14 protein-coding genes and 1 pseudogene are annotated in these 16,636 nt (G+C 46.3%); 12 read left to right on the top strand and 3 right to left on the bottom strand.

What is annotated here, in order from left to right:
- Positions 1–95: 95 nt before the first annotated feature.
- From hpsO to RIB93_RS23980, 5 genes are all read left to right on the top strand, one after another.
- Complete coding sequence (gene hpsO / locus RIB93_RS24000; protein WP_446376365.1) at positions 96–1,265, top strand: hormogonium polysaccharide biosynthesis glycosyltransferase HpsO; 1,170 nt, start codon at positions 96–98, stop codon at positions 1,263–1,265.
- A gap of 192 nt (positions 1,266–1,457) precedes the next feature.
- A complete protein-coding gene (gene hpsP / locus RIB93_RS23995) occupies positions 1,458–2,708 on the top strand; it encodes a hormogonium polysaccharide biosynthesis glycosyltransferase HpsP (protein ID WP_446376399.1) in 1,251 nt (416 codons plus the stop codon).
- Positions 2,709–2,842: 134 nt separating this feature from the next.
- Positions 2,843–3,814, top strand: a complete 972-nt coding sequence (locus RIB93_RS23990) for a hypothetical protein (RefSeq protein WP_446376363.1) — start codon at positions 2,843–2,845, stop codon at positions 3,812–3,814.
- A gap of 184 nt (positions 3,815–3,998) precedes the next feature.
- Positions 3,999–4,220, top strand: a complete 222-nt coding sequence (locus RIB93_RS23985; protein ID WP_446376361.1) for a hypothetical protein — start codon at positions 3,999–4,001, stop codon at positions 4,218–4,220.
- Between the two features lie 60 nt (positions 4,221–4,280).
- Positions 4,281–4,919 carry a ThiF family adenylyltransferase gene (locus RIB93_RS23980; RefSeq protein ID WP_446376359.1) on the top strand — a complete coding sequence of 213 codons (639 nt, stop codon included), beginning with the start codon at positions 4,281–4,283 and terminating at the stop codon, positions 4,917–4,919.
- Between the two features lie 624 nt (positions 4,920–5,543).
- On the opposite strand, the gene RIB93_RS23975 is transcribed toward RIB93_RS23980, so the two are convergent.
- On the bottom strand, positions 5,544–7,223 hold the full coding sequence (locus RIB93_RS23975) for a TM0106 family RecB-like putative nuclease (protein WP_446376397.1): 1,680 nt from the start codon (positions 7,221–7,223) through the stop codon (positions 5,544–5,546).
- Between the two features lie 722 nt (positions 7,224–7,945).
- Here RIB93_RS23975 and RIB93_RS23970 point away from each other — a divergent pair.
- The gene (locus tag RIB93_RS23970) at positions 7,946–8,536 is read left to right on the top strand and encodes a hypothetical protein (RefSeq protein ID WP_446376357.1); all 591 of its coding nucleotides are present in this window, start codon (positions 7,946–7,948) and stop codon (positions 8,534–8,536) included.
- 310 nt (positions 8,537–8,846) lie between these two features.
- Here the strand turns inward: RIB93_RS23970 and RIB93_RS23965 are convergent, their stop codons facing one another.
- Complete coding sequence (locus RIB93_RS23965) at positions 8,847–9,554, bottom strand: diacylglycerol/polyprenol kinase family protein (RefSeq protein ID WP_446376355.1); 708 nt, start codon at positions 9,552–9,554, stop codon at positions 8,847–8,849.
- Positions 9,555–9,603: 49 nt separating this feature from the next.
- On the opposite strand from RIB93_RS23965, the gene yidD reads away from it, so the two are divergent.
- The 6 genes and pseudogenes from yidD to RIB93_RS23935 all read left to right on the top strand — a co-directional run.
- Positions 9,604–9,867 (top strand): membrane protein insertion efficiency factor YidD, encoded by a 264-nt coding sequence (gene yidD, locus RIB93_RS23960; RefSeq protein WP_446376353.1) that lies wholly within the window; start codon positions 9,604–9,606, stop codon positions 9,865–9,867.
- Positions 9,868–10,467: 600 nt separating this feature from the next.
- Positions 10,468–11,172: a M15 family metallopeptidase gene (locus RIB93_RS23955; RefSeq protein ID WP_446376351.1), complete on the top strand. Its 705-nt coding sequence runs from the start codon at positions 10,468–10,470 to the stop codon at positions 11,170–11,172.
- Between the two features lie 69 nt (positions 11,173–11,241).
- Complete coding sequence (locus RIB93_RS23950; protein WP_446376349.1) at positions 11,242–11,616, top strand: DUF3110 domain-containing protein; 375 nt, start codon at positions 11,242–11,244, stop codon at positions 11,614–11,616.
- 121 nt (positions 11,617–11,737) lie between these two features.
- Positions 11,738–12,661: an N-acetylmuramic acid 6-phosphate etherase gene (gene murQ / locus RIB93_RS23945; RefSeq protein WP_006098392.1), complete on the top strand. Its 924-nt coding sequence runs from the start codon at positions 11,738–11,740 to the stop codon at positions 12,659–12,661.
- Positions 12,662–12,743: 82 nt separating this feature from the next.
- On the top strand, positions 12,744–14,279 hold the full coding sequence (locus RIB93_RS23940; RefSeq protein WP_446376347.1) for a site-2 protease family protein: 1,536 nt from the start codon (positions 12,744–12,746) through the stop codon (positions 14,277–14,279).
- Between the two features lie 152 nt (positions 14,280–14,431).
- Positions 14,432–14,557: pseudogene (locus RIB93_RS23935) on the top strand (Uma2 family endonuclease); the annotation flags it as partial.
- A 396-nt stretch (positions 14,558–14,953) separates the two neighbouring features.
- Here the strand turns inward: RIB93_RS23935 and RIB93_RS23930 are convergent.
- Positions 14,954–16,633 (bottom strand): GTPase, encoded by a 1,680-nt coding sequence (locus RIB93_RS23930; RefSeq protein ID WP_446376345.1) that lies wholly within the window; start codon positions 16,631–16,633, stop codon positions 14,954–14,956.
- Between the last annotated feature and the right edge of the window lie 3 nt (positions 16,634–16,636).

Below are 16,636 nucleotides of genomic sequence, written 5' to 3'. Positions count from 1 at the left end.
CCCTACATAAGAAATGGGGTTTGGAGACCAAACCCCTACTGTTCCCATCTCTCCCATCTCCCTTATCTCCTTTATTCCCTATTCCCTCTAAAAAAATGAAAATTCTAGTTGCTAGTCATACCTATATTGTTGATCTCAACTGCGAAAAGCTACGGGAACTTGCTAAGTTAGAACCTGACATTGAAGTCACCGTAGTCGTACCCCGTCGCTGGCGTCCAGGGGGCGTGCAAAATAAAATTATTGAAACTCAACCCCGTCAAGAGGGTTCATTTCGAGTTGTCCCTATCTCCAACTTTAGCCAAAACAACCAGGGATTGCTCACATTTGGCACGGATATCCTTGCCTTATTGCGAGACTTTAAACCCCATATTATTCAAGTTGAACAAGGGGCAAAAGCTTTAGGATATGCCCAACTCATTACCTTGAATCAACTTTTAGGGCTAAAGGCAAAAAATGTATTCTTTACCTGGTGGAATTTACCCTATCAAGTGAAGTTTCCTTTATCGATATTGCACGACTATAACCTTCAGAATACTCACGGACTCGTTGCAGGAAATCAGGATGCGGTTGAAGTCCTCCAGCAGCATGGTTATCAAGGGGCTTATACCGTTATGCCTCAATTGGGTGTCGATGAAAGTCGATTTCGTCCCCAAGCCCAGCCAGAGTTACAAAGTAAGTTAGGACTTCAAGATGATGAGTTTGTCGTCGGATTCGTGGGGCGATTTGTTGAGGAGAAAGGGTTATTAACGCTAGGGGAAGCCTTGGCGGGTATAAAGGAACATCGCTGGAAGTGGTTACTGTTAGGACGCGGTTCTCTGCAAACCGTGTTAATGGAAAAGGCAGTGGAATGGGGAATTAAAGACCGGATGATTTGGGTGGAGAGTGTTCCTCATGATGAAGTGCCAAATTATATTAATTTGATGAATGTTTTGGTTCTACCCTCTGAGACGACGTACAAGTTTAAAACGTTAACGGCGGCGGGTTGGAAGGAACAGTTTGGTCATGTTTTAATTGAGGCGATGGCATCGAAAGTGTCAGTGATTGGGTCGGATTCGGGAGAAATTCCGAATGTGATTGGTGATGCGGGTTTGGTGTTTCCGGAGGGAAATGTAGAAGCGTTACGTGGCAAGTTGGTATCGCTGATGGAACAGCCGGAGTTGGCGCAGCAGTTGGCTGAGTTGGGGTATGAACGGGCGATGAGCCAGTATACGAATAAGGCTTTGGCGCGGAAGTTGTTGGATTTTTATCAAAGACTTATTGAATGATGAGACGGGGTATAAAAATTATATTTTTTAAACGCAGAGGAGCGCAGAGGTTTACGCAGAGGACGCAGAGGGGGTTATAGGATTGGGACTTGCTTTTTTAGGATTTGGAAATAATTGGCGATGATATGACGTAGCGACCTTATTGGTTGGCGAGTCTAATAAATGACAAATGACATAAGACAACTGACAAAAATGCGAATTTTACAAATTGTCCCTTCAGTTTCGCTGGTTTATGGGGGTCCTAGTCAAATGGTGCTGGGGCTTTCTAAAGCGCTAGCGAATCAAGGTGTAGATGTTACGATATTGACGACGGATAGTAATGGGGATTTTGGTCAAGCGCCACTGGATGTTCCTTTAGATAAACCTGTGTCGCAGGATGGTTATCAGGTGCGATATTTCCGGTGTTCTCCGTTCCGGCGTTATAAGTTTTCCCTAGATTTATTACGTTGGTTGTGGCAACATGCAGGGGAGTTTGATCTGGCGCATATTCACGCCTTATTTTCGCCTGTGAGTACGGCTGCTGCGACAGTCGCTCGAAAACGAAATTTACCCTATATTTTGCGTCCATTGGGTACGCTTGATCCGGCGGATTTACAGAAGAAGCGGCGATTAAAACAAGTGTATGTGGGATTGTGGGAATGTGCTAATTTAGCTGGGGCGGCGGGGATTCATTTTACCAGTGAACAAGAGGCGAAGATTTCCCAACGGTTTGGTACGAATGCGCCAGATATTGTGATTCCTTTGGGGGTTACGCCTCCGGAGGATGTAGGGATGTTGAATGCAACGTCTCTACGTCAGGGCGGGTTTTGCACAAACGATATCATCAATAGCGAAATAAAAGTCCCTAAACCCGCCCCTACAGATGTTCTAGAGAATGTCTCTACCCAATCCCCCATCCTATTATTTATGTCTCGAATTGACCCAAAGAAGGGATTGGATTTACTGATTCCGGCTTTAGAAACGCTTTTAGCTGAAGAGTTAGGGTTTCAGTTTATCTTAGCGGGCGCGAATCCCCAAGATCCAGAGTATGAACGTCAAATTCAACAACAGATTCAGGCGTCGTCGCTATCGTCTCAGACGACAATTACAGGGTTCGTTGAGGGGGAAGTAAAAGCGGCGTTGCTTCACAAGGCAGATTTATTTGTTTTACCGTCTTATTATGAAAACTTTGGGATTGCTGTCGCCGAAGCGATGGTGGCGGGAACTCCTGTGGTAATTTCAGATCAGGTGCATATTTGCCAAGAGGTGAAGGGGGCGGAGGCGGGATGGGTTTGTGGGTGTGATGTGGCGTCGTTGACGCAAACGTTACGGGAAGCACTAAGGGATGCTGGGGAACAAAAGCGGCGTGGGGTCAATGCTAGAGACTATGCACTAGAGCATTATAGTTGGGATGCGATCGCGCAAACTATGATTGAGGCATATCAAAACATAATTGATAATTGATGTACAGTCGGGGCGGGTTTAGTTACATCTGGGTATAACCAAAAAGATAGTAGTGAAACCCGCCCCTACACAATCTTCCCCATCTCCCGATAACTGACAACTGACAACTGATAACTGATAACTGATAACTGACAATGGCAGATATTGATAACCTCCTCAACGAAATAGCCGCCCAAGAAACCCAACTTCAAGATACTGAGTTTTTGGCTCCCTGTGTTCAAGGGGGAAAGGTTCGCACGTCAGTGGCTAATTTGATTTATACGTTTACTCCTCAACCGAGTGATTTTGAAGGATGGGCTATTTTTCGTCCGGTGAATGAGAAGACAGCTAAGGTAGTAGAAGAGGCGAGTTTACCTCAATTAGCGGAGTATCTGAAATTACTAAAACCCCTGCGTTTGCGCTTGGCTTATCCGTTGCGTTCATTAACGTGGTTAGCCTATCCCATCAATGAGTCGGATATGCAGCAACGTTTAGGTAGGGTTAAACCTGTACCTGTACATTTAGTTAGCGAAGGCGCTGCATTTGAACCGATTATCGCCCGTTTTGATGGTACGGCGTTTTGGTTTGATGAAATTGACAGACGCGCTGAACCTCAGCCGACTGAACAGTTACGAGAACAGTTAGAACACGTTACTCTACCCGATCAGGTGCGGTTTGCAGGAATGACACCGGAAATGCTGACAGTTTATGAGTTGGTATTGCAACAAACACCTGCTTATCAGCAGCGAGAACATCATCGGCGTCAAGCGAGAGAAGCAGGGGGAGCTGGGGGAGCTGGGAGAGCTGGGGGAGCTGGGAGAGCTGGGGGAGCTGGGAGAGCTGGGGGAGCTGGGAGAGCTGGGGGAGCTGGGGGAGCTGGGGGAGCTGGGGGAACCGATGAACAACAGTTGCGGGATGCGTTACAGATGGGAGGTGGGAGATTGCGGACTTTTCGCGATCGCGGCGAGTTTTGGCAAGTGGAATGGATGACTCGTGATCGGGAACGTCATACCTCTGCGATCGCTAAGGGAGATTTAACCGTGATGAGTTCGGGAATCTGTCTGAGTGGTTGCGATCGCGACTTTGATTTACAATCCCTCGTTGGTGTGATCGAAGCCCGCCTCTAGTACCGCCGCCTTAGAAGTAATACCAAGTTGCTCTCAAAGATAGCAGATGGGGGAAAATACTGTATTAATTTTCATAAGGGTTCAACAAAGATTTCTTTACGAACTTTTCAAGAAACTTTCTCTCAATCTTGATTACAATCTAGTTATCGTCTACCACAATCTCTATTAAGCCCAGAGACATAAGATGCTGACAAAAAAAGCGCACCAGAGAAAAATCAGTAACTCATTTGACTTTAGTCAACTCTTTGCTCAAAGCATGAAAAAGGGTCAAATCAGTCACTCTGACTGGTATGAATTGCTGATCACACCGATGGATAATGCCTTTACCTCCGATCATGAGGATGCGGTGACTCGATTAATCTATGGGGTGCGACATGGCTTTGTTAAAGTCATTGAGAACGGTTAGTTGTTTTAAACTAGCCATTGGCTATGTCGCGAATGCGGTGATTGCCCAATTGTATTGATAATGTCTATTTTCTTTCACGAAAACCTCTATCGAACACCCGCCCTGATGACACGGTTGCAGGAGTTTCCGGTAACCGTATGCGGGGCTGGGGCGCTGGGGGCAAATCTGACCGAAAACCTGGCGCGTTCTGGGTTTGGCAGGTTACGGGTAATCGATCGCGATCGCATCGAAGAACGCAATCTTTCCACTCAACCCTATTACAAATCTGATATTGGTGCCTATAAAACTAAGATATTGACAAATACGCTCTATCGTGCATTAGGTATCACTGTCGATGGGCGTGCCAAAGAACTAACGGCGGACAACTGTTCTCAATTACTTCGGGATAGTCAGTTAGTGATCGATACCTTTGACAATAGTGTCGCCCGTCAAGCGGTGAAAGACTATTGTCAACAAGTGCAGATTCCCTGTTTGCATCTGGGATTAGCGAGTGACTATGCGGAAATCATTTGGAACGATAATTATCGCGTTCCCTCACCTGTCAATGATGATATTTGTGATTATCCCTTGGCGCGAAATTTAGTTATGCTGACGGTGGCGGTTGCTGGTGAGGTGATTATTACCTTTGTCGCTACTGAAAAGCAACAAAATTTCACGATTACGTTAGCCGATTTAGCCGTTAAACCTTTGAATCCGTAGGGGTTGGTGAATAAGGGACTTGCGGAAAAATAGATTTTATCGCCAAGGTCACCGAAGATTATTTTGATGGGTCAGCCCGCAAAGCCGAAACAGTCAAAATACCCCAGCGTTAAAGCTGGGGCATTCTATTTATTAAATTTTTTCTGTTATAGATTGGGGGAGTAGACTCCCTGGCTGAATGCATGATAGTCTGGAGTAGACCTAAACAAACAAATCATCGTCTTTTGGTCGGAGAAAGAGTAACCAATTCAGCGGCTGTTTTCCGGAAGGGATATAACCGTTCGATCCCCAGAAGCGACAGAACAATCAAAACCTGAATAGCCCATGGTGCCATAGCAAACCCAAAAATTAAGCAAAATATAGCACTACCTATAGCTAAAACCCGGGAAACTTCGTGAGAGGCGCGTAAAGACAGCCAAAGACTTGCGATGGCGCTGAGCAAAAGAATCAGGAAGATAGGAAGCATAGCGATCACCTCTTAAAAGTTCCTAGAGGGCTTCCATCTGATTCAACGACTGCGAAACCCTCAATGTTATCTACGCTAACATTGATTGATTAGAGAAAATTGTAATATTAATAACCAGTTCGGTTTTTTTCAGAAATCTTTGCATAACTTCGTATTCTTCAGGCAGAGGTGGGAGCATTTGCCTGCAAAAATCCGCATAACCAGTCCTTCAAGTGATAAGTAGCACGGCAATCATCTTCATTGTAGCGTTGAATAATCTCCAGTACCGTGCGATCGCCTGTTGTCAGCCACTGTTCATAGAGACAGACGCATTGAGAACCCGTTACCGCCGCATCGCGCCACTCAAAGCCTAACCACCGCGCTAAATGTTTGAGCGAATAGCTTTCCACGGGTAAGGTTACGGTACTCATAACGTGCTGATGAACATCGACAAAGCGCGACAGTAAGGGCTGTAGCTGGGTGAAAGGGGTTTTGTAAAGTTTAGCTAAGCGCTTGACGGTTTCGACTTCATAATCAGAAAAATGAAAGATGGGAGCATCGGGGTAGAGCCACACTAACTCTAAAAATTGCTGCCAGATGAGGGCTTCATCGTCGGGATGTTCTGCCAAGAAGGGGTGAAATGTCTCGGTATTGGTGGAGCGATCAATTACCAAGATACCCAGTAAATAGTCCAGGTTTAAGTCGGGTTGAGCCTCGATATCAAAGAAGAGTTCGACAGAGGCTTGAGGTAATCGATCCGTATATCTCATGGAAGGCTGAAACTCTGAGTAAGAATTAACTCCAGCACCATTTGCATTGTTCTCCGATTCCGTCAACCTGTCGAATGGTGGAGTCTCCCTAGCTGGCTCAACTCTCTGACGCAGAATCACCCGATTGTGCTGAATCGATTGAGCCTGTTGCACTAAATTTAATCCCACTTCGCTGCCAAACTCATAAGCCAAGGTGCTAATCTCAGCTTGGGCAAGGGATTCTACCGTCGTTATCCCTAACTCCTGTAAACTCTGGTAGCGCTTTGGCGTAACACCGGGTATCAACGAAATATGCTTTTGAGACTGCGCGATCGCATAACAGCTACTATGCCAATGGCAAAGCCCACATTTTTGCCGTGAGATAAAGACTTCCGGCGCTTGAGGTTGTTGCAGAGTTTGAATACAGTCTGCCAACTCCGCCTGCATCAAGGGTAGCCATTTATCCAGAGTCACCGAGTAGGCATTTCGACGCCGTAAAATTAACCAAGCCTGACTGGGTAAACTTCCCTGTATTTCAGCCAAAAGATGGGCATGAAACGCGGCGATGATTTGATAATCTGCCTTAGCCCGCCTGCCGAATTTAATCGAGACTGGAACATACATCCAATCCCCGAAAATCGAGTGTCCTGGCTGTTTGAGCAATAAATCAGGAGAACCCAGCAGCGTGACTCCCTCAACCGTTTGCCTGAGCAAAAGTCCCTTAGCGATACAATCGACGCCTTGCTGCATCAACTCCCATGTCGCCTGCGCTCCCGCTTGCCAATCATCTCGCCGATAGTTAGGGGTTTGTATCGGTGTCAGGTTGGCTCCAGTCGGTAATAAGGATAGGAGTGGACTTTCTCCCGCAGAACCATAGCTTTCCTCGTATTCTGCGCTTTTGAGGATAGCTCGCCGATGCGCCGAACTATCTTGGCGCAGTTTCAGCAGAAAATCTTGGGGCGGATCTTTTTGACTCGGATCACCCGAATAATCGAGAAACGCTCGACGCCGACAGCGTTTGTAATAGAGGAGCAATTCATCCGTCAGCAGTATAGCTTCATTAGGGATTGGGGATTGGGAATTTGTGATGGAGGATGGGTGATTGCTCATATTCGCGAAGCGCCAAGCACGCTCCGTCATTTTTCGTAGCACAGGGAACAAGGACTTTAAATTCATAATTCAAAACTCATAACTTAAAACTCGGCTAGGGCGGGTTTTGAATAAACGTTATCATTAATAGCTTGTGCGAAAGTTCATCAACCCGCCCCTACACAATTAAAACTCAACATGAATCGCGGGAATCCCTGTCCTCCACGCGCCATCACGGGGAGGGATAGCGGGGCGACGTAGGTACGGAGTCGCTAGTGCAGCGCGGCAGAAATACTTGAGCAGCCCATCTTAGGTTGAATAGAACGCTCCTTAAGCATTTGGGGAGCGCCAAAACCCTTTATCTATCGTAGGGTGGGCATTGCCCACCATCCTTAAGTCAGTGACATTCATCTTAAGTTAAGATGGAACGATAAATCCAAAAAACTGGATGACCCAATCAAATCTTACCCCAAACAACTGTAGTGAAAGGTTTGTAGTCAGTGATATAGCACTACACACTAAGGTTAGGACATATCCAGAAAAATTCAAATCGCTCAATCCCTTGTAAGATAAGCTTTTGTCTTCACTATTGCAAGAAAGCCTATTGCCTATTCCCTGGTGCGTAGCGCTATACCAACGCTGATGGCGAAGACAGCGCAACTACGAACTTCGCTGACATCGGTGCTATTCGTTCTCAACCTTTTCCAACTGTCGTCAAAACTTAAAACTTTTTTCTACACAGGATGCAACTTTTCGCAGTTATTATTAATGGTCACTGGCAACCCGGAATCGGTGATCCTACGTTTATGGGCTGGTTTACAGTCGTGGCGTATTTTATCACAGCGTTATTGTGCCTGATCAGTGCCTTACCTCATCGGCTCGTCTTCCCTCTACAGCGAGTGAGTCAAATTCGTTGGCTATGGGGATTCTTCGCCATTCTTTTATTATTGCTGGGTATTAATAAGCAATTAGATCTACAGTCTTTGGTGACTGTAGTAGGCAAGGAATTAGCCCTATCTCAGGGTTGGTATCAGCAGCGTCGGATGGTTCAGACGCAATTTATTCTAGGAATTGTGATGGCGGCGTTAGTTTTAGTTTCGGTAATTGGACGCGCTATCTATGCTGAACGGCAAACCTATCGGTTAGCGCTTTTAGGTTTAATGTTCCTTTCTTGTTTTATTGTCATTCGCGCCTCATCCTTTCATCATATTGATGCCTTGATAGGTTGGCAAGTGGTCGGATTAAGGATGAACTGGATATTAGAAATAGGGGGTATCGCTTGTATCGCTATTGCCGCAATCAGGACTATTTTTAAGCGAATGTCACTGACTTAAACCCGCCCCTACATAGGGGTTGCTTCAGGGAGTCTGGTGGTGGGGGTAGGAAGCAGGGGAAGCTGGGGGAGCTGGGGGAGCTGGGGAAGCAGGTGAAGCTGGGGAAGCTGGGGAAGCTGGGGAAGCTGGGGGAGCTGGGGGAGATGGGAGAGATGAGAGAGATGAGGGAGATGCTGCTTTTAGGCTTGCATTGCAAGGTTTTTGACCGTCTAGGCACCAAAACCTTGGATTTGTTGGGTCAAAAAATGGCTGGAAACCCTTGTTTGGTATATCATCTACATTCATGCAGCAAGCCCTACATAATCAAAACTCAGACTAAGGGAAACAGTTGATGAAGGTAAAATGCCAAAGCAGCACTGGCTACAGGTACGGTAAGATTATCCATGCCCCACTTTGAGAACATTTCTAAACCTGTAGCCCCTAACGCCACAGCAATAGGGAGTAACCACGTTTGCCAAACATTACCCTGAACCCCAACTAGAATTAACCAACTGACCCCATAGCTGATGAGAGTCATCGTCAAAGAACCTTCCCAGCTTTTTGTCATCCCCCAGATTTGGTACTTATGCTGCCCAAATCGCTGACCAATTAATCCCGCTAGTCCATCTCCCCAGGTCATGACTAAAATGCCAATAGCGGCATAGTGGAATTGATGGGGCGACCAAAACCAGGCGATGAGGATGCCCATACTCACTGCATAGAAAAATGTACCAAAACTTCTACGTCCCACACTGTTGATACCGGGCAGAAATGGCACATAATACGACAAAAGTGCGATCGCGCTAGCGATTAGGGATGCGGCTATACCAACCCAGGCGGGAATTTGTAACCACCAAGCCACCAAAATCACATTGCCAGTACCGATATGAACAACTTTGCGGGCTAATTCTGAATTCGTAGAAGTCCGGCGATGGAGTGTCTCAGCGGATAGCACAATCACACCTAGCCCCAGTGCCACAATACTAATGTGGAGCCATAGCACCGGAATTGATTCTAACAAAGGTATTGAGTCAAACAAGAGTTAAACACAGAATAACAGAGGAGTGCCTATAACACTCTATTACAGGATGAAAATTTTATTAATTTGGCTGATTCGAGCCTACAGAACTTTAATTTCCCCTATCTTTCCGCCAACCTGTCGATTTCATCCAACCTGTTCAACCTATGCCCTACAAGCCATTGAACGCTTTGGTTCCTGGCGTGGAAGTTACCTCGCACTGCGGCGCATCTTACGCTGTCATCCATTTCATCCGGGGGGTTATGATCCGATTCCGGACGCAACTCCTAAGGATGAGACGGGCTCTGGGGGAGCTGGGGGAGCCGATTTGTAGGGGTGGGTTTTACAGATAACGTTTTGGCACACACTGATAACTTATAGCAGTAGACACATCGATTAGGACTTTCGGCACCATTGTAGAGACGTTGCATGCAACGTCTCTACTCGCGCCCGCCCAGTTGTAGAGGTGAGTTTTACAGATTTCGCCAAGAAAGATAAATCCGCTAAATTGCGTATTAAGAATCATTACTATTGCTGAGGAAATTACGTAAGTAGAAATACACAATAGTAGTTAAGCACATACGACTTATCAAGGACTTACGTCATTGAGTTATCTAAGCAGTATCTCCGTGTCTAAACGTAAGTCCTTTTTTCTTGCAGGTCTTACCGTGAAAGTCCGTCATCTTCAATTAATTTAATATTTCTTTATAAAAAGATACAATACTCTCCGTGTTTCTACGGTAATACAAACGAACTATCCAGCAAATTTCCGGAAATATACGGATTATTTCGCTCTTTGAGTTGGATATGTTCTAAGAGGAAACACTGTATTCTTTAGCCCCTGAGCGCTTGTTCTGACGGTCAGGGGATTTCTTGTACCGGTCTTGAGTCATTAGTCTAAAAAACAAAGGACTAATGATCACGGACAAAAACAATGAAACCCTATTACCAGATTCCGATTCGAGACTGTGGAGAACCCCTCGTTCCCATACCCTTGGAGCGGTTCGCGGTGGAATCCCTTCATGCTTATGAAAAACTGGGCGCTCCTTATGGGAAGACGTCTCCCTACCATTTGCGCCAGACAGTGTTAGAGGCATTAATCACAGCTCAACATGACCTGCAACAGCGATGTCCGGGTTGGCGTATCCTGATTTTTGATGCCTATCGTCCTGTCGCGGTTCAGGAATTTATGGTTAATCATACCTTCGCTGAAGTGGTGCGATCGCAAAACATCAACCCAGCGACTCTATCGGAAACTGAACGCCAGAAAATATGGCAGCAAGTATATAAAATTTGGGCATTACCGAGTCCTGATCCCTTAACCCCACCACCTCATAGTACGGGTGCAGCCGTGGATATTACGCTTGTTAATGAGAAGGATGAGACGATTGACATGGGATCGGAGATTGACGAACTCTCACCCCGTTCTGATCCCGATTATTACGCCCAAGAATTGCACCTCCCCTATCATGCCCATCGGCAATTGTTACGGGATATCATGCAAAAGGCAGGATTTCAGCGTCATCCAGGGGAGTGGTGGCACTTCTGCTGCGGCGATCAGATGTGGGCGTGGTTGTGCCATCAACAGCACCCCAGCCAGAGGTTTATCGCTCGTTATGGTCGAGTAGCTGGTGATTAAGGGAATTAAACCGATATTCTGGGTAAAGACGATTTTTTTGTCTGTCGATCACTCCCATCTGAATAGGTTATGGTTGCACCGAAACAAGTCTATGTTCTCTTATTCAATGCTCGTAGCGAAAACGAGGGGATTCACACCTTGCAAATCGGCGATCGCAATGTGGTGTTGATGTTTGAGTCAGAGGATGACGCCATCCGTTTTGGCGGGATGCTGGAAGCCCAGGATTTCCCCAATCCTTCTGTGGAAGCGCTGGAGGTTGAGGAAATTGAAGAATTCTGCCAAAGTGCCGGCTATGAGTGCCAACTCGTTGAAACCGGGATGTTGGCATTACCGCCGGAAACAAATGTGGAAAAAACAGACTGGCAACCTGATGGGACGCCAACTCAAGAACCAGAGATGTCTGATCTGGATCGAATTCGCCGTCAGCTAGAGGGACTTTTGTAAGTGGGTGAGAAAATTTCAAGTTAACGGTGGGGATCGTCATTTGTCATTTGTCATTACTTAAGGGTTTGAGGAATATTTACAGAACTTAATGTAGTTCGGAAATACACTTACAATAAATCAGATGAAAAAGTTGGAGGAACGAGGTTATCTGCTAACGGAACAGGTAAACCCTCAAAGTCAAAATCTCGACCAGCTCACCTCGCTAGAGTTAGTGGATTTGTTTAATCGCGAGGATGAGGAAACGATTCGGGCGATCGCTGCCGTTAGAACTCAACTAGCACAAGCCATTGAGCGCACGGCAAAAGCCCTGAAACAAGGAGGGCGTCTCTTTTATGTCGGTGCAGGGACTAGCGGACGCTTAGGGGTACTGGATGCGGCTGAATGTCCTCCCACCTTTTGTACACATCCCGAACTGGTACAAGGCGTTATCGCTGGCGGCGCCGGGGCGTTAATCCGAAGTTCAGAAAACTTGGAAGATCGTGAAGAAGATGGCATCGAAGCGATCGCGCACCGTCAGGTGACGGAATTGGATGTCGTGGTTGGCATTACCGCAGGTGGGACAACACCCTATGTACGCGGGGCGTTGCAAGCGGCACGACAACGCGGCGCTACGACAATTTTGCTTGCCTGTGTCCCTGCTGAACAAGTCAGTTATGAGGTGGATTTAGATATTCGCTTACTCGTCGGTCCAGAAATTCTCGCGGGTTCGACACGCTTAAAAGCCGGAACTGTGACCAAAATGGCATTAAATATCCTGTCTACGGGTGTGATGGTGCAACTCGGCAAAGTTTACGGTAATCGCATGGTTGATGTCGCCGTCACCAATAAAAAACTCCATGACCGTGCCTTAAGAATTCTACAAGACCTGACTGACCTGAGTCGAGACGAAGCCGGATTTTTACTCGAACGCAGCGGACGCCGGGTGAAACTGGCACTGCTGATGCACTGGACAGGAGAAGATGCCCCAGTCTGCGATCGCCTGTTGAGTCAACAGCAAGGAAATCTCAGACAAGCCTTACTCAGTTACCAGAACAGTGGTGAGTGATTCATCAACAGCGACTTTCCGCAGCTTCCCTACTCAGCTACAGTAGAACTATTGGCTTTTGCTGCTACAAGTTTCATTAAACATGTTCAACGGATCAGAGACGACTGCAACAGTTTTACTTCTCCTTGTCGCCCTTGGTGTCATCGGTTGGGGATATAGGCGTGCCAGAACTTACGGCAGACTCGGCATCCTCGCCTGGTTGCAGTCCCTCGTGTTGACGGTTCCCTGGCTGATATTTTTTGTCCTATTGGCTGCCGGAATTTATCTGAATATTGTTGGTATCTTGTTTTTATTGGTGGTTTCAACCGGGATCTATATTTTCCTCGGCAAACGGTTGCGGGAAGAAGGTCAAGATGCCGTCTTGCAGAAGCGTGCCAACCAGTTACTCCATGAGAAATCTGATCCCAACGACAGTCAAAATGCATCACCGCAAGAAGACACCTCAGCAACCGCCCCATCACCAGAGAGTAGTAGTCCGGCAGGGACTGAAGTTATACCCATTTCGCCAGAAGATCTGAAGACTATCCAGGGAATTTTTGGTATCGATACATTCTTTGCCACAGAAACCATTCCCTACCAGGAAGGGGTGATATTTAAGGGGAATCTGCGTGGCGGTGAGCCTGAGGCGGTGCATTCCCGTTTATCTGCCAGTTTAGAACAACGGTTGGATGACCGCTACCGACTCTTTTTAGTTGAAGATCCCGAAGGAAAACCTGTGGTGATTGTTCTACCCAGTAGCAATGATCCGCAACCGCTAACGATTCCCCAGAAAATTTTGGCGGGGGTGTTGCTGGTGGCTACCATTGTGACTAGCTTAGAAGCGGCTGGATTTTTGCTCAATTTTGATTTGTTTACTGCACCTGAACGGGTGAAGGAAACCTTGCCCTTAGGTTTGGGGATTTGCACAGTTTTGGCAGTACACGAACTCGGTCATTTGTGGGCAGCACGGCGTCATCAGGTTCGCTTGAGTTTCCCATTTTTTATTCCCAGTTTACAAATTGGTTCCTTTGGGGCGATTACCCGCTTTGAATCATTGGTTCCTAACCGTAAAGCCTTGTTTGACATTGCCTTAGCTGGACCGGCGGCGGGTGGGATTGCGTCTGTTTTCCTACTGCTGTTGGGCTTGGTTTTGTCTCATCAAGGCAGTACCTTTCAGGTTCCGGCTCAATTTTTCCAAGGTTCGGTTTTGGTTGGTGGGTTAGCCCGGATTATTTTGGGGAATTCTCTGCAAGCACCCCTTGTTGATGTTCATCCCTTAACTATTATGGGTTGGCTGGGGTTAGTGATTAGTGCGTTGAATTTAATGCCAGCCGGACAGTTAGATGGGGGGCGGGTTGTTCAGGCTATCTATGGACGCAAAACGGCTCGCCGCACGACGATTGCGACATTGGTCATCTTGGGAATTGTGGCATTAGCAAATCCCTCGAATCCATTGATTTTGTATTGGGCAATTATCATTTTGTTTTTGCAGCGTTCTTTGGAGCGTCCGAGTCTCAATGAAATTACCGAACCGGATGATACGAGAGCTATTTTAGGCTTAGTGGCGCTATTTTTAATGGTGGCAACATTGATTCCTTTCACGCCAGCGTTAGCGGTGCGTTTGGGTATTGGTAGTTAAGAGGTGCGGGGATTGTAGAGACGCGCTTTTGAAGCGTCTGAGAAGCCAATCTGTAGGGGCGGGTTTTACCCATAACGTTTCGGCACAAACCCCTAACTTAACTAAACCCGCCCCGACCAAGTTTTGAGGTTTCCTGTAACGGAGGGTGTTTTATGAGTTCAGTCATCACTACCCCACTAACTGAGTTTCTGTCTCAACCCAATATTGAGTCTTCTCCAGCATGGGAGTTTATTAATGGGTGTGCTATCCAAAAGCCAATGCCAACTCTGTTTCATTCGTTCCGCTTCTAAATAAGTCCCGTCTCCTCCTACTGTAATCATAAAGTCAGGAAAAGTCTCAGAATATTCAAATCCTTGTTTCTCAACTTGGCTTTTTACCTGTTGACCCTTGTCTGAGTTTTTTGCATAAATAGAAAATGTATTTAACTCCATGATAACCTTCTTGATTTCCCACCTAACCAAATCCTGATTTTTCACGCCATCTAGAAAAATCTAGATCAGACCTAACCCCCTAGCCCCCTCGTTCCCCCCTTTTAGATCCCCCTCCCGTCGCCCTTATGATCCCCCTTCCGTCCCCCTTCAAAAGGGGGAGAATTCAAAGCCTCTCTCCTCGCAGGAGAGAGGTTTGGAGAGAGGTTTTCCAAATCCCGTGAAAAGTAAGAACCAAATCACCCCTCACCCGTTCCTGAGGAAGGTTCCTGAGGAAGTCGAGGAATCGACTGTCGCCTTGCTAATATACTGCAAAATTCGCTCAAAGTCACGACGAATTTCAGCTAATTGTTTTACGTCTTTGTTATAACCCGCGATCGCGTCTAGTTCCTGCTGCCGTTTGACCCCAATCTGTTGCTCCAGTTTTCGATAGGTTTGTTGTTCTACAGTCCAGAGTTGAGCGTTAATTTGATTCTCTAGATGTTTAGCAATTGCCTGAAATTGACTGGTAATATAACGGATAATATCGTTCATTTGTTTTTCTCTATGCCCTGGGTATTCCCCAGTATCCGGTTCAGGTTTCTCTGAGAAAATGCTCGTTGCCGAACTTAAGAAGTGGGAAATATGGATAATTGGAGTCATCGCTTCTACCGACTGCCAAGGTTTAACTTGAAACTCGGCTAAATTTTGAGGATAGTTTTCTGACATTGCCTTAACGGTATCCCTAAAGCTTTTCAACCAATGCAATTGACGATGGATGCGTTGTGCCTTTTTAGAATTACCTGAATTGTCATTATCCTGTTTAGCCTGTTCCCACGATTCCAGTAAAATTTGCACCAAATTTCCTTTTAGGATTGTCGAGATAGTTTGGTGTAGGGATATCATCGTCTGGTTTAGGGTATTGGTTATTTTTTCGCAAGCTTGTTCATAATGGTTTTGGATATTCAGTTCAGTCCGCTGAGTCAATTGTTCAAAGTTCAGTTGACTACCCAAGGCTACTTGCAGGATATCGCCTTCTTGAGTAATCGTAGCAGATAGGCGCAGAATTATCCCCTGAATTTTAGTTCGCAGGCGATCGCCTTCTTGGTGTAGACTGCGAGTTAGGCGGGTGAGTATCTCTAAAAATACAGCATCTTGTGCGGTGGTACGACTGATATGCAACTGCGCGTCATCTACACAGCTTAAAGCAATGCGAATCGGGGTATCAAAGCGAGTCAAATACCCTCGCTGTTCGACCAAGGTATCCAATGTCTGAATGAATGTGGAAAAACGACTCACGTCTCTGAGAAATTTATCCCCAGAATCGATTCCTTCACAGTAGTCTTTGGCATCGATAAAACATAGGGGAAACTCATCCAGATTATAGGGATGTAAAGCCTCACCTAAACTGCGGCGGTAGTTTGCCATTTTTTCACTGTCATCACCCGCTTCCTCGGACATTTTATTAATCACCAGCATCATTTTCCAGCGATAGCCCTTATGGTAGGCTAACTGCTTAAAATTTTCCACCGTTATCGCGTCAAACAGCATCGAGGTGAGACAGAAAATCAACAAATCCGCCTTCGCGATCGCGCTATAGGTTATTTCATCATGATCCTGCCGTTCTGTAAAGAGTCCAGGGGTATCAATGACCTCAATTCCTTGCCAATTATAACGGGTGATCTGATCCGTTGTCATATCGGAATGAATGGCAATATCTCGTCGCCCTGTCAACGCAGAAATCAGGGTAGATTTTCCTGCGCCATATTGTCCAACTACGACAACACTCAGCATTCCTTGATGGCGATAGGTATTAAGTTCCTGTCGTAGTTTTTGACGAATTTCAGTTAGAGGCGTTCGATTTATTTTCGCCAGGTATTTGTCAAATTTGATACAAGCTGTCGTTAACTTAGACGCGACAACCGCTGATTTAAATTGATTCGTCATTTG

It is taken from the genome of Coleofasciculus sp. D1-CHI-01, assembly GCF_040218875.1.
Taxonomy (GTDB): Bacteria; Cyanobacteriota; Cyanobacteriia; order Cyanobacteriales; family Coleofasciculaceae; genus Coleofasciculus.
This window is presented reverse-complemented; position numbering and strand designations above follow the sequence as displayed.